11 protein-coding genes are annotated in these 12,821 nt (G+C 68.6%); 2 read left to right on the top strand and 9 right to left on the bottom strand.

The annotated features are described in order from the left end of the window. Positions 1-27 precede the first annotated feature (27 nt). The 4 genes from MWN52_RS18310 to MWN52_RS18325 all read right to left on the bottom strand — a co-directional run bounded on the left by MWN52_RS18310 (position 28) and on the right by MWN52_RS18325 (position 6,839). Positions 28-1,533, bottom strand: a complete 1,506-nt coding sequence (locus MWN52_RS18310) for a CehA/McbA family metallohydrolase (RefSeq protein ID WP_286575801.1) — start codon at positions 1,531-1,533, stop codon at positions 28-30. 2 nt (positions 1,534-1,535) lie between these two features. Then, positions 1,536-4,103: a TonB-dependent receptor gene (locus MWN52_RS18315; RefSeq protein WP_286575802.1), complete on the bottom strand. Its 2,568-nt coding sequence runs from the start codon at positions 4,101-4,103 to the stop codon at positions 1,536-1,538. A 110-nt stretch (positions 4,104-4,213) separates the two neighbouring features. Beyond that, positions 4,214-4,939 carry a pseudouridine synthase gene (locus MWN52_RS18320; RefSeq protein ID WP_286575803.1) on the bottom strand — a complete coding sequence of 242 codons (726 nt, stop codon included), beginning with the start codon at positions 4,937-4,939 and terminating at the stop codon, positions 4,214-4,216. A gap of 526 nt (positions 4,940-5,465) precedes the next feature. After that, the gene (locus tag MWN52_RS18325; RefSeq protein WP_286575804.1) at positions 5,466-6,839 is read right to left on the bottom strand and encodes an outer membrane protein transport protein; all 1,374 of its coding nucleotides are present in this window, start codon (positions 6,837-6,839) and stop codon (positions 5,466-5,468) included. Positions 6,840-7,175: 336 nt separating this feature from the next. Between MWN52_RS18325 and MWN52_RS18330 the strand changes: the two genes are divergently transcribed. Continuing rightward, complete coding sequence (locus MWN52_RS18330; RefSeq protein ID WP_234852742.1) at positions 7,176-7,619, top strand: thioredoxin family protein; 444 nt, start codon at positions 7,176-7,178, stop codon at positions 7,617-7,619. Positions 7,620-7,625: 6 nt separating this feature from the next. On the opposite strand, the gene MWN52_RS18335 is transcribed toward MWN52_RS18330, so the two are convergent. The 3 genes from MWN52_RS18335 to MWN52_RS18345 are packed head-to-tail and all read right to left on the bottom strand — an operon-like array spanning position 7,626 to position 10,550. Continuing rightward, on the bottom strand, positions 7,626-8,222 hold the full coding sequence (locus MWN52_RS18335; RefSeq protein WP_286575805.1) for an O-methyltransferase: 597 nt from the start codon (positions 8,220-8,222) through the stop codon (positions 7,626-7,628). Positions 8,223-8,235: 13 nt separating this feature from the next. Further along, positions 8,236-9,894 (bottom strand): ubiquinone biosynthesis regulatory protein kinase UbiB, encoded by a 1,659-nt coding sequence (ubiB, locus tag MWN52_RS18340; protein WP_130521659.1) that lies wholly within the window; start codon positions 9,892-9,894, stop codon positions 8,236-8,238. A gap of 26 nt (positions 9,895-9,920) precedes the next feature. Further along, positions 9,921-10,550, bottom strand: coding sequence for a ubiquinone biosynthesis accessory factor UbiJ (locus tag MWN52_RS18345; RefSeq protein WP_286575806.1), 630 nt, complete (start codon positions 10,548-10,550; stop codon positions 9,921-9,923). A gap of 377 nt (positions 10,551-10,927) precedes the next feature. Here MWN52_RS18345 and MWN52_RS18350 point away from each other — a divergent pair, with 377 nt between their 5' ends. After that, positions 10,928-11,413, top strand: a complete 486-nt coding sequence (locus tag MWN52_RS18350; protein ID WP_286575807.1) for a GNAT family N-acetyltransferase — start codon at positions 10,928-10,930, stop codon at positions 11,411-11,413. A 9-nt stretch (positions 11,414-11,422) separates the two neighbouring features. Here MWN52_RS18350 and MWN52_RS18355 read toward each other — a convergent pair whose 3' ends face one another. Further along, positions 11,423-11,578: a DUF1328 domain-containing protein gene (locus MWN52_RS18355; RefSeq protein ID WP_130521481.1), complete on the bottom strand. Its 156-nt coding sequence runs from the start codon at positions 11,576-11,578 to the stop codon at positions 11,423-11,425. A 76-nt stretch (positions 11,579-11,654) separates the two neighbouring features. Next, positions 11,655-12,653 carry a 2-alkyl-3-oxoalkanoate reductase gene (gene oleD / locus MWN52_RS18360; protein ID WP_286575808.1) on the bottom strand — a complete coding sequence of 333 codons (999 nt, stop codon included), beginning with the start codon at positions 12,651-12,653 and terminating at the stop codon, positions 11,655-11,657. Positions 12,654-12,821 lie beyond the last annotated feature (168 nt).

Consider the following 12,821-nt stretch of genomic DNA (forward strand, 5'->3'; position numbering starts at 1 on the left):
CGTCGTTTCCAGGGCCGCCTGGTCGCTTCAGGGCAACAGGTAGATCGGATTGCCGACCAGCGCCAACCTCCCCTGCGCATCGCGCACGTCGGCGCGCACCCAGTGCCGGTGGCCGTCGGCCCGCAGCGGGAACCTCCAGGCGTTCTGTCCTTCAGCCCGCAGCGTCGCGACCTGTGCGCCATCCAGCCACAGCACGGGCCTGGCGCCGGCCAGTCCGGTGACCTCGATCCGGCCCTGGCACGGGCTACCCGCCACCTGCCTGATCCGCGCACCCATCGGTTGCGGACCGCGCCCGCAATCCACGACGACCTCCAACGTGCGCCCACGCCCGCCCTGTGCGTCGATGTACACCTGTCCGGCGCGGATGCCCTCCAGGATCGCGTCCTGCGACAACGCCTGCGCATGCACTACCGTCACCGGGTGGCCGACGGGCGTGGTCTTGTCGGCCATCGCGACACGGTGTGTGGCGTCGTGGTTGTCGCTGCCGCCCACGCCGGTCACCTGCAGGCCCTGATCGAGCAGTCGATGCCAGAAGGCCATGCCCGAATGCGGGGTGTCCGCATCCTGACCATTGACCGCTTCCACCACCGCGATGCGCGCCATGTCCACCGGGACCTGCGGCGTCCAGCCGCAACCCATGCAGGTCTCGTCGTTGGGCAGCATCGGATGGTTGATCGACAACAGCAGACCGCGCGCCTGGACCTGATCCAGCACCGCATTCCAGTCCGGCAGCGCCGCGCTGCCCAGGCGAAAGTCCAGCCACTGCTGAAGGCCGAACACGTTCGCGTGGCCCTGGAAAGTGGTCAGCTCCATGCCGGGGATCAGCAGCAGCCGGTCGAAGAACGGCTGCAGTTCGCGGATGTCGGCCAGGTGGGAGACCGTGTTGTGATCGGTCAGGGCGACGAAGTCCAGGCCTGCCTGCGCCGCGGCCTGCAGCGTCAGGAACACCGGACATGGCACCTTCCGCCCGCTCTGCGAGGCGCAGCTGGCGTCGCTGTGCGCGCTGTGCATGTGGAGGTCGCCGCGATACCAGCCCGGCTGCGCGCGCAGGGTCGGCGTCACAAGCGCTGGCACGCGTTCAGGCTGGTCCGCCCGGGTCAGCGTGAGGCGCGCCACATAGTCCGCGCCGTGCCCGGGTCGGATGTTGGGCACGCCGAGCATCAGCTTCCAGGTTCCCGCCGGCAGGGCGCCGGGCAGGTAGGAGGGTGTCGCATCGTCCAGCGCCACGGTGAAGGCACGCTTGCTTCCGCCGCTCCAGCCGCGGAAGCCCGCCGGGTCCAATAGGCCCAGGTCGATCACGGTCCGGTCCTGGCGGCCTTCGTAGTCGAAGTCCACGCTGATGCGAGCGGTGCCGGCCGGCACCTGGAACGGCACCTCGACGTAGCGATGCAGGTCCGCGTCCGTGATGCGGCCGCGCAGCTCCAGCACTTCGGGCGCGCCCTGCGCCATCGCGGCCGGCGGCGCCAGCGCGCCGGGCAGCGCCAGCAGGCAGGCGAGCAGACCGCGCGCGGCCGAATGCCGATGCCTGGCCACGCTCAGAACCTGTACATCAGCGCCAGCCTGTAGGAACGTCCCAGCAGCGGGCGGGCGATGAAGCTGCTGGCGCCGACATCGGCGCTCTGCAGCTCACCCGCGCGCGGATTGCCTTCGCTCAGACCGAGCGAGTTGGTGACGTTGTCCACATAGCCATACACGCTGAGGCGGTCGTCGAACTCGTAGCGCGTGCTGAAGGACAGCAGCCCGTAGGACGGCAGCTTCACCGAGTTGGCGGTGTCCACATAGCGCTGGCCTTCCCACTCGTAGGCCAGCTGCAGGCGCAGCTTCTGGTCGAGCAGGTTCACGCCCGGCACGATCCGCGCGCCCAGCCTGGGCACGCGGATCAGCTGGTTGCCGACGTAATCGCGCAGCACCGGTGCGCCGGCCACCAATTCGGTGTACTCCAGGTCGCGGTACTGCGGATCCTGCCAGGTGGCCGTGAGTTGCACGTCGAACCAGTCGGCCGGATACCAGCCGCTCTCCAGCTCCAGGCCCCAGGTCCGGGTGCTGGCGTAGCCCTGCTGGTTGACCGACGTGCTGGTGTTGGCATTGAACACGTAGTTGCTGAAGCCCACGTTGTCGTACTTGGTGTAAAACACGGTGGCGTAGGCGTTGAAGGTGCGGTCGGCGTACTTGAAGCCCACCTCGCCCAAGTCCATGGTCTGGGTGATGGCATTGGCGCTGTTGGCCGCCACGCAGGCCGACAGCGTGGCCAGCGCGCAATTGCTGTTGCGGGTGAGGTAACTGCCGATGCTGGGCAGGCGGAAGGCCGAGGTCCAGCGCACGAACGCGCCGCGTCGCGCGTCGAACTGCCAGTTGGCGCCCAGCGTCCAGCCGGTCTTGTTCGACGCCTGGTCGAAGTCCACATACTGGCCCGACCCGGTCAGGACGTTGGCGGTGCTGGGCGTGCCCAGGTTGACCGACTTGCGGACCTCGGCCCGGCCATCGGTCCGCATGCGCTCATGGCGCACGCCGGCATCGATGCGCAGCGCATCGGTCACCTGCCATTCGTCGGCCGCGTAGAACGCCTGGGTGGTCTGGTTGCCGGCGGCGTTTTCCCACTCGTAACCGTAGCGGTACACACCGTGGTCGGTATAGGTCGCCAGCACGTTACCGGTCGCGTCCACCGCGACCAGGTCCAGCAGCCGCGCCCGATCCTGGGCATCGAGCAGCACGACACTGGAATAGCGATCGAAGGTTTCCCGCGTGCTGGCGTAGTAGTAACCCAGCGTCAGATTGTGGCGCTGGTCGCCGACCTCGAACACGCGAGACAGACGGCTGTCGCTGATGAACTCGTGCACCGGCATGGTCAGCCCGCGCAAGCCGCCCTGGATCATCAAGCCGTTGCCGTTCTGACTGGTGGTGTCGAATACCTGCGCCGGGTCGGTCGCATAACGCAGCTGCAGGGCGCTCGCGGCCGGCACCGAGGCCAGCCACGCCTTCTGCGTGCTGGCGGCGAGGAAATCGGTGGCGCGACCCAATGCGTTCGGGAACACCCCGTTACGGGTGGTGTCGGTCCTGCTCATGCGCAGGGATTGGGCCAGCTGCCAACCGGCGCCCAGGTCCAGATCCAGCTTGACCGTGCCCTGATCGCGCTTGACGTGTGTACCGTCAGCGTTGTCGAAGTCGTACAGGCTGCCGTCGCCCATGCGCATGCGCAGGCGGCGCGTCTCCGGCCCGGCCACCGTGCCGTAATGCGCGTCAAAGCCCGGCACGCCAACGATGTCGCCATCGCCATCCCGGCGCATCGGGATGCCCAGGAACAGCATGACCTTGTCGTCCAGGTGCTTGACGTCCGCGCTGAAGTGGCCGCCTTCGAACGCCCGCGCGACATTGAACCGAAACTCGCCGCCGTCGTTGGTGTGGTAGCCCGGATCGCGCACGCCGTCCTCGATCCGGTAGAAGCCACCCATGCCCAGTTTCCAGCCATCGCCCAGCGGCGTGCCGTAGTAGACGTCGGCGCGGCGCAGGCCGTCATCGCCGACGGTGAGCTTGAACAGGCCCGAGGCCTGGTCGCCGACCTGGCGCGGGATGAAGTTGATCGCGCCGGCCGGTGCGTTGGAATAGAAGACCGAGGAAGGACCGCCGCGCACGACCTCGATGCGGTCGATGGTCTCGTCCAAGCGAAAGGCCTGATCGCCGTTGAGGTAGCCCAGCGCCGGGTCGTGCACGACCGGGATGCCGTCCTCTAGCAGGTTCACCGAGCCATAGCCGTCCACCGGGATGCCGCGTGCGCGGATGTTGCCGCTGGCCTCGCCACCGGTCGATTCCACCCAGAACCCGGGCACCGACTTGACCGCGTCGGTGACGCTGGTGGGCGCCTGCATGCGCAGGGTCTCCTCCTCGATGTTGGTTACCGAATAGCTCGTCTGCGCCTTGGTCCGCTGACCGACGCCGGCACGGCCGGTCACGATGACCGCGTCCAGATCCTTGGCCGCGTCGCGACGGTCGTCGGGCATGGTGGGCGCTTCCTGCGCATGCGCGAGCGGTGCGCCGGACAACAGCACCGCGCCGGAAACCAGGGCAAGGCCGATCGCCTCACCCAGTGCGTGACGGAAGTACCCCATGCGTGTTCGAACCCCTGGCGAATGTTCGCCTGTCAGGGTCGTTCATGGCGATGACGACACCATGCAGCAGGCATGACATCCCGATGTCGATCGAGCAGGCGCCACGCGCTTCATCGCGCCTGGTGACCCCAGCCGAACAGGTCCAGGGCGCGCATGAACTGCGCATCCAGCGGCGCCAGCGCTTCGATGCGTGCACCGGTGTGTGGATGCAGGAAGGCCAGCCGGCGCGCGTGCAGCAGCATGCGATGCACGCCGCGCATGCGGAAGGCGCGGTTGTGCCGACCCTCGCCGTGGCTGGTGTCGCCGATCAGGGGATGGAAGGCGTGCTTGAGGTGGCGGCGGATCTGGCGGAAGCGCCCGGTGTGCGGACGCGCGCGCAGCAGGGCGTAGCGCGAGGTCTCGAAGCCGCCGGACGGCACATCCAGTTCGCCGCTGGCCAGGCGCACGAAACCGGTCATGGCCGGCTTCTTCTCGGGCTTGCCCGGGCCGCCGTCCAGGGCGTGGTCGATGGTGAACTCGGCCTCGGGCCAGCCGCGGCAGACGGCCAGATAGTCCTTCTCCACCTCGCGCGACATGAAGCCCTGACCGAGCACCGAGGCGGTGTCGCGGTCGAAGGCCACCAGCAGGCAGCCGCTGGTGGCGCGGTCCAGGCGATGGATCAGGAAGATCGGCCGATCCAGCTGCGCGCGCAGCAGATCGGCCAGGAACACCTCCTCGCCGCGGGCCAGGCCGCTGTCGTGGACCATCAGCCCGGCCGGCTTGTCGACCACGGCCAGATGGGCGTCCTGGTACAGGAGGGCGATGGGCGGCAAGGGCGAATCGGAAGCGAAGCTCATCGCGCCATTGTCCTCGGCCGACTGGCGTGGCGCGAGTCGGGTTGTCCGGCCATCAACGAGTCCTTGCGGAATGCCGACCCGATCCCGTGGGAGCCCCCCTTGTGGCCTTTTCGGCCAATGGCGGCGATGAGGCTTTCCCGGTAAAGCTCTTCGCCGCCATTGGCCGAAAAGGCCACAAGGGCAGCTCATACCTGTAGAGCGGAGCTCGCTCCGCTGCTCTTCTTTCAGTTCGTGGGAAAGGCCCCAGCGGAGCAAGCTCCGCTCTACAGACACGCCACTGCGAGATGTGCGGGGACAGTTGCTCCCACAGAAGCAGAAGGCGCGGCCGACCCTCTCCCGTCGAAGAATCTGCCAGGAATGGCGACTGAGCCGAGGCGCGCGACCGGTCTGGGCGAAGCTGGCTACCGAAGTGTGGGGCCAGCCTCGCACTCCAGCGAAGACCCAATCCAACAAAAAGGGCGATGCCGGATGGCATCGCCCTCGTGATCGCCAGGGCGTCCAACGCCCCGGCGCATGCGGCCTGTGCTTAGAAGTGCAGGCCCATCTTCACGCCCACGGCCATGGCGCTGTTGTCCTTGAACTCGCCGGCATAGCTGTGCGCACCGGTTTCGGCGGTGGCATCGCCCAGCCAGAAGTACTTCACGCCCGCGCTCAGGTCGATCTTGGGCGTGGGGCTGTAGCGCAGGCCGACGCCCACGTTCCAGTAGCCGTCCGTCGGGCCCAGGGTGGTCACCGGGTTGCCGGCGCCGCCGTCCCAACCCACCGAGAACGAACCGGACACCGTTTCGGTCAGCTTGCGGCCCAGGCCCAGGTTGGCCGACCACTGGTCCTTGGAGTAGTCGACCAGATTGAAGCCGTCCGGCTTGCCGATCAGCGGGCCGACGGCCTCGGCGAGCTGGCCGAACTGGGCCGGACGCACCGCGAACTTGGACCACTGCACCCAGCGCACGTTACCGAACAGCACGGTGTCGGCCATGATGCCGGTCTGGAAATCCAGGTTGACCGACTGCGGCGTGGTGATCGAGGTGGTGCCGCCGCTCAGGCCGCCCAGCGAGCCCAGCGTCCCGGCCAGCGCCTGACCGGTGGCCGCCGGGAGGCGGCCGGCCAGCACCAGCTGCTGGATCAGGCCGGCCAGCTGCGCGCGGTTGGCGCCCAGCGCGGTGACCAACGGCATGGACTCGTTGGCGTTGATGTCGTAGTCGATCTCCGAGCGGTAGGTCAGCGAGACCTGCAGGGCGATTTCCGGCTTCTGGTAAGCGATGCCGGCCAGCCAGCCCCAGTCGCGCTTGGACGGGATCGACAGGTCGTAGCCGTTGAAGGCCGAGTAGGTCGAACCGCGCAGCGACACCTCGCCCTTGATCTCCTGGTACACGCCGCCGGCGTAGAGGTTCCAGTTCTCGGTCGGCTGGAAGCCCACCAGCGCCGACAGGCTCTTGGTGCGCACTTCCACGTCGGTATCGCCGGTGATGCCGGCATTGAGGCCGTAGGCGGCCAGCTGGCCGTTGCTGACGACGCTGGGGCCGGTCACGATCGGCAGGCCGCTCAGCACCACGTCGCGCGGATTGGCGGTGAAGGCATTGGCGCCGTGGTACTCGGCCGACGCGCCGAAGGGCTCGTCGTAGATGAAGCCGAAGGAAAACTTCTCGGTGGGCTGGAACTTGATCGCCCCGCCGACGAAGTTGTAGCTGTTGGCCACGTTGCCGGTCTCGGTGCCGTTCTTGTCCTTGCCGTCCACCTTGGGGTTGAGGAAGCTGCCGCCGTACTCGGCGTAGTTGCCTGGCTTCAGGAACGGCGCGATGGACTGGCCGGAGCGGTCAAGCGCCGAGGCGAACCCCGCCCCGCTGGCAGCGGCGCAGATGGCGCCCACGGTGATGGCCAGCGCATTCTTCTTGTTCAACATGTATCCCCTCCGGATCCACGAGTTTGTCGTTGTCTTGCATGCCGATCGGCACGCGTCCTTGATTCATTTCATCTGCAACTTGTTCGACCGCGGCGTGCCTAGCCCTCGCCGTACGCCACGGCACGGGGCCATTCTGGCCCAGCGGGACTGCGCAGGCTACTTACAAGAACAAAAGATTTACATTTTGGGCTTCGACTTTAGTCGTAGGCCGCGGCATGCCCGCCCCCGCCACGCCGCGTTCCACGCATGCGTGCGCTGGGCCATTGACGCCGGGGACCCGGTCCGCCAACCATCGCCGTTCCCTTCCCCATTGGCCCGTCCACCATGAAGCGCTTGATGCCGACCCTGCTGTTGCTCGCCGCCACCGGCGCCGCCCTGGCCGCCGACCTGCCCTACAACCCGCAGGCCAACGCCAAGGCAGAGGTCGCCCAGGCGCTGGCCGCTGGCAAGCAAGCGCACAAGCCGACCCTGCTGATCTTCGGCGCCAACTGGTGCGGCGACTGCCGGGCGCTGGATACCTCGCTGCACAGCGAGAAGAACGCGGCACTGGTCAACCAGCACTTCGAGGTGGTCAAGGTCGACGTGGGCAACTGGGACCACAACCTGGACATCGCCAACACCTACGGCAACCCGATCGAGAAGGGCATCCCCGCCGCGGTCGTGGTCTCGCCCACGGGCAAGGTCGTCTACACGACCAAGGCCGGCGAGCTGGCCAACGCCCGCAAGATGAGCGACGAAGGCATCTACGACTTCTTCAGCAAGGTCGCCAAGGGCGGCTGAGGACGCTCAGTCGGGCGCGCGCACGGCGACCAGTTCGCCCTTGCCCACCGGCAGGAGGGCGCAGGTCAAGGCATCGTCCGCGCGCAGCATGGTCTCGAACGCCGCCAGTTCGGCGGCGTGCGAGATGGCGTTGTCCACCACCAGCGTGCCGCCGGGGCGCAACACCCGGCGCAGGTCCGGCCACCAGGCCGGATAACGGCTGCGGTCGGCGTCAAGGAACACCAGGTCGGCCGACGCCGTCTGCGCCGCTGCCAGCCATCCACCCGCGTCGCCCTGCACCGAAGTGATCGTCGCAGCCAGGCCGCTGCGCGCGAACGTGGCCTGGGCCAGCTCCCACTTGTCGGGCGCGAATTCCAGCGTGGTGACCCGTCCGCCGAGGGCCGCGGCCGCTTCGGCCAACCATAGTGTCGAATAGCCGTTGGAGGTGCCGATCTCCAGCACCCGGCGCGCCTGGGTGGCGCGCACCAGCACCGCCAAGAACTCGCCGGTGTCCGGCGTGATGTTGAGCATCCGCGCGCCACGCGCCTGCTGCACGGCGTCGTTGCGCTCGCCGTGGGCGAACAGCTCGGCCTTCAGGGCCTGCAGCGAGGCGTCGGCGCGCATCGTCGCGGCGCCTTCAGCGCCGCAGCCAGGCCGACAGCAGCGCCAGGGTGCCCAGCGCGCCGGTGAACCAGGTCCACAGCGGCACGCCCCACAGGCTCGGGCCGCCGACGCCAAACGCGTGCAGCACCGCGGCCACCACCAGCAGGCCCGCGCCGCCGATGGCGGTGACCACGCGCCGCTGCAGACGCTGCAGGGTCAGGTTGAGCGCGGCCAGGTCCTTCGAACGCATCGACAGCTCGTGCTGGCCGTCGACCTGCTGCTTGAGCCAGGCATGCACCAGTCGCGGCATGTCCGGGGCATGGGTCATGATCTCGGGGATGCGCTTGCGCAGCTCGTTGATCGCATGCAGCGGGCTATAGCGCTTGACCAGGATGCGCTGCAGCACCGGCTTGGCCACCGCCCAAATGTCCAGCTGCGGATCGAGCTGGCGGCCGACGCCTTCGATGTTGAGCAGGGTCTTCTGCAGCAGGATCAGCTGCGGCTGCAGGGTCAGCTCGTACTTCTGCGCGGTGCGGAACAGCTTGATCAGCACCTGCGCCAGCGAGATCTCCGACAGCGGCCGGGTGAAGTACGGCTCGCATACCGCACGCGCGGCCGCCTCCAGCTCGTCGATGCGCACGGTGGCCGGCATCCAGCCGGCCTCGACGTGCAGCTCGGCGATGCGCCGGTAGTCCTTGTTGAAGATGGCCATGAAGTTCTCGGCCAGGTAGTACTGGTCCTGCTGCGAGAGCTGGCCGACGATGCCGAAGTCCAGCGCGATGAAGCGCGGGTCGTCCTTGCGCAGCGGATCGGGATCGACCCAGATGTTGCCGGCGTGCGCATCGGCGTGGAAGAAGTTGTCGCGGAATACCTGCGTGTAGAACACGCGCACGCCCTTGGCCGCCAGCGCCTTGCGATCGATGCCGGCCGCGTCCAGCGCGACGATGTCGTCGGACGGAATGCCGACCACGCGCTCCATGGTCAGCGCGCGCTCGGCGGTATGGGTCCAGATGATCTCCGGCACGTACAGGTCGGGCGAGTCCTGCCAGAAGCGGCGCATCACGCTGGCGTTGGCGCCCTCGCGCTGCAGGTCCAGCTCGGCGGCGAGCGTGGCCTCGATCTCGGCGACGATCTCCTTGGGCCGGATCTTGTCGGCCGACGGATGCGCGTAGTCCACCAGCGCCGCGCCGGACTTGAGCAGCGCGATGTCGCCGGCGATCTGCGCCTCGATGTCCGGGCGCAGCACCTTGACCACGACCTCGCGGCCGTCGTGCAGCGTGGCCGCATGCACCTGCGCGATCGAGGCCGAGGCCAGCGGCGTGGTGTCGAAGTGGGCGAAGGCCACCTCGATCGGCACGCCCAGCGCCTGCTCGACGATGGCCTGGGCGCGCTGCCCGTCGAAGGGCTTGACCCGGTCCTGCAGCAGGGTGAGTTCCTGCGCGACGTCCGGCGGGATCAGGTCGCGGCGGGTGGAGAGGATCTGGCCGAACTTGACGAAGATGGGCCCCAGCTCCTGCAGCACCAGGCGCAGGCGCGCGCCGCGGCTGAGCGCGGCCACGTCGTCGCGGGCGCGCGGCACGAACGGCCGGGCCAGCCTCAGCCACGGGCCGGCCGGGGTGTCCTCCAGCAGCGCGTCCAGGCGGTAGCGGATCAGCACGCGGCCGATCTTGTTGGCACGCACGGCGGCGCGCACGCTCTTCATCCCCGGCCACGCCATGCTCATGCGCGCGCCGCCAGGCGCGACAGGCGCGCGGCCAGGCGCTCGACATCGTCGCGCAGGCCGTCGACCTCGTCGTGGAAGGCTTCCAGCTCGGCTTTGGCGACCACGTCGCGCGATTCCTCGGTGACGAACTCGGCGGCGCTGCCGGCCAGCTCGCTGCCGGTCTCGCGCAGGCGCAGCAGGGTGATGCGCAGCGCGCCGGCGATCTGCACGCCCAGCACCGGCCCGAACACGCTCACCAGCGGCTGCGCCCAGTCCGGGTCGAAGCGCCTGGCCAGCGTCTGCAGGCGCCGCGCCAGGTCGGCATCGCCGGACACCCGCAACTTGCCGACCGGCGCGGCATCGTCGCGGCGCAGGAACGGCAGCTGGCCCAGCAGGCCGCCCAGCGTGCTGCGCACGGCCAGGTCCGGCTCGCTGGCCGGATCGACCGGCCCCACGTGCAGGCGCTGGGCCTCCACTGCGATTTCCAGCGCCAGCGGCGGGGAATCCAGCGCGATGGCGATGCGTCGGCCGGCCAGCGGCGCCAGCGCATCGCGCGTGTCCGGGTCCAGCGCGACGGCACGGTTGAGCGCGGCTTCCAGCGCGCGACCGGCCAGCGGTTTGAGGGCATCGAAGGGGGTGGGCGACATGGCGGGCATTCTAACCGGGGGACGCGCACGGCCCGTGGGTGAACAAGGGTTGCCGGAGCATTCGAGATGAAATGGAAGCGATGCGAGGCCGAGGCAGGGCCGACGCACCCGCCCTGACGCGCAACTCAAGACAGGCAAGCCACACGAAGACTGGTCCTCAACAGGGCTTCCCAGCTGAGTGACATCAGCTTCCCATGCTCAAGGCTGTGCAGCGGCCAGCCCCGGGGCCATGCTGTGCGCCCCCGAGCAGCGGTGGAACGATCAATGGGCAATACACACGTGAAAAAGTGCTTCGGAGGCATTTGGGCCTCACGCGTCTTGGCATTTCAGCGCTTTGCATGCGCCAACGGCGAGCTTCGCAGCGCGGGGCTGTGCAAGTGAGCAGGGCCACTCCACTGCGAGACGTTGCCCCGACCGATCTGCCGGCCCTGCTGGCGCTCAACAACGCCCATGCCGCGGCGCTGTCCTGGCAGACGCCGGGGCAGTTCGCGCAACTGATCGGGATGGCCTGCTTCGCCCGGACCTGCGGCCAGGCCGATGCCTTGCTGATCGCGCTGGACCAGGACGCGGCCTACGACAATCCGAACTTCGCCTGGCTGTCGGCGCGCTTCGAGCGCTTCGTCTACATCGACCGGGTCGTGGTGGCCGAACACGCACAGGGCCGCGGCCTGGCCGGTGCGCTGTACGAGGCGTTGAAGCAGCAGGCGCGCCTGCAAGGGCAGACGCGCCTGGTGTGCGAGATCAATCTGGACCCGCCCAATCCCGGCTCGGTCGCCTTCCACCAGCGACTGGGCTTCAAGCAGGTCGGCCAGGCCGATCTGCCCAGCGGCAAGCGGGTCGGCTATTTCGCCTGCCCGCTCTGACGCGGTCGTCTACGCTTTTTTGCGGAAGAACGAGATCACGGCCAGGATCAGGAACACCACGAACAGGACCCAGGCGATGCTGGAGGCGGTTCCGGCGATGCCGCTGAAACCCAGCACGCCGGCGATCAGCGCAATGACCAGAAAGACGATGGCGTAATGAAGCACGGCGGTGATTCCTTGTGGCGCGCCGGATCGGCGTGCGACCAGCCTGTGACCTGGCGCATCGCGGCCGCGTGAGGATTCAGCCGGATTTGCTCCACGCGCTCTTCAGGCGGGCCAGGCCCTCGGTCATCGACACGCGCGGCACGTAGCCGAAGTCGCGCCGCGCCGGCTCCATGCTGTACCAGTGCGGCGTACACAGCTGTTCGGCCAGGAAGCGGGTCAGCGGCGGCTCGCCCTTCAGCGGCAGCGCCTTCCACAGCACCTCGCAGGTCGCGCCGATGCGGTAGGCGGTCTTGAACGAAAGCGACTTGCGCACCGGCGGCGTGCCGGTGGCGGCCAGCAGCGCATTCAGGACCTCGCGCATCGGCCAGGGCTCGCCGTTGGAGATGAAGTAGGCCTTGCCGGCGCAGACCGCGCCCGGCGCCAGGTGATCGAACGCGTCCAGGTGCGCCTGCGCGGCATTGTCGATGTAGGTGGTGTCGACCTTGTTCATGCCGTCGCCGACCAGGCGCAGGCGGCCGCTGCGCGCGCGCTCGACCAGGCGCGGCAGGATCTGATGATCGCCCGGCCCCCAGATCAGGCGCGGACGCAGCGCGATGGTGGCCAGCGAGGCGTCGTTGGCCGCCAGCACGCGCTGCTCGGCGATGGCCTTGGTGGCCGCGTAAGGCGCCTGGAAGTCCTCGCCGTAGGGCACTTCATCGGCGCTCAGGCCTTCGACCGGATGGGTCGCGCGATGGGTGACGCTGGGCGTGGAGGTGTACACCAGCCGCGAGGTGCCGTGCGTGCGACAGGCGGCGATGACGTTGTCGGTGCCGACCACGTTGGCCTGGTGATAGCTGTCGTAGCTGCCCCAGGCGCCGGCCTTGGCCGCGTTGTGGAAGACCGCATCGACCCCGGCCACCGCGTGGCGGACCGCATGCGCATCGGCCAGATCGCCCTGGATCTGGCCCACGCCCATCGCCGCCAGCGCCGGGTAATGCCCGCGCTGGAAGCTGATGACCTCGTGCCCGCGTTCGAGCAGGCCGCGGCACAGCGCCTGGCCGAGGAATCCACCACCGCCGGTTACCAGGATCTTCATTACGCCATCGCACCGCCGCCAGACCGCCGCAGACGATAGTCGCAGTCCGCCGCGCTGGCGACGCCCGCGGCATAAGTCATTGAATGCGTTGGGCTTCAGAATTCTTCATCCGGACATCAGGCACTTCATCCGGGCCGGTGGCGCACTGCGGAACCGCCATCTGGAGCC

This window comes from Pseudoxanthomonas winnipegensis (assembly GCF_030322905.1).
GTDB classification, from domain to species: domain Bacteria; phylum Pseudomonadota; class Gammaproteobacteria; order Xanthomonadales; family Xanthomonadaceae; genus Pseudoxanthomonas_A; species Pseudoxanthomonas_A winnipegensis.

Coding starts and splice junctions, on each gene's coding strand:
- MWN52_RS18315 (WP_286575802.1), bottom strand. CDS start 4,103: ATGGGGTACTTCCGTCACGCACTGGGTGAGGCGATCGGCCTTGCCCTG.
- MWN52_RS18320 (WP_286575803.1), bottom strand. CDS start 4,939: ATGAGCTTCGCTTCCGATTCGCCCTTGCCGCCCATCGCCCTCCTGTAC.
- MWN52_RS18325 (WP_286575804.1), bottom strand. CDS start 6,839: ATGTTGAACAAGAAGAATGCGCTGGCCATCACCGTGGGCGCCATCTGC.
- MWN52_RS18330 (WP_234852742.1), top strand. CDS start 7,176: ATGCCGACCCTGCTGTTGCTCGCCGCCACCGGCGCCGCCCTGGCCGCC.
- MWN52_RS18335 (WP_286575805.1), bottom strand. CDS start 8,222: ATGCGCGCCGACGCCTCGCTGCAGGCCCTGAAGGCCGAGCTGTTCGCC.
- MWN52_RS18345 (WP_286575806.1), bottom strand. CDS start 10,550: ATGTCGCCCACCCCCTTCGATGCCCTCAAACCGCTGGCCGGTCGCGCG.
- oleD (WP_286575808.1), bottom strand. CDS start 12,653: ATGAAGATCCTGGTAACCGGCGGTGGTGGATTCCTCGGCCAGGCGCTG.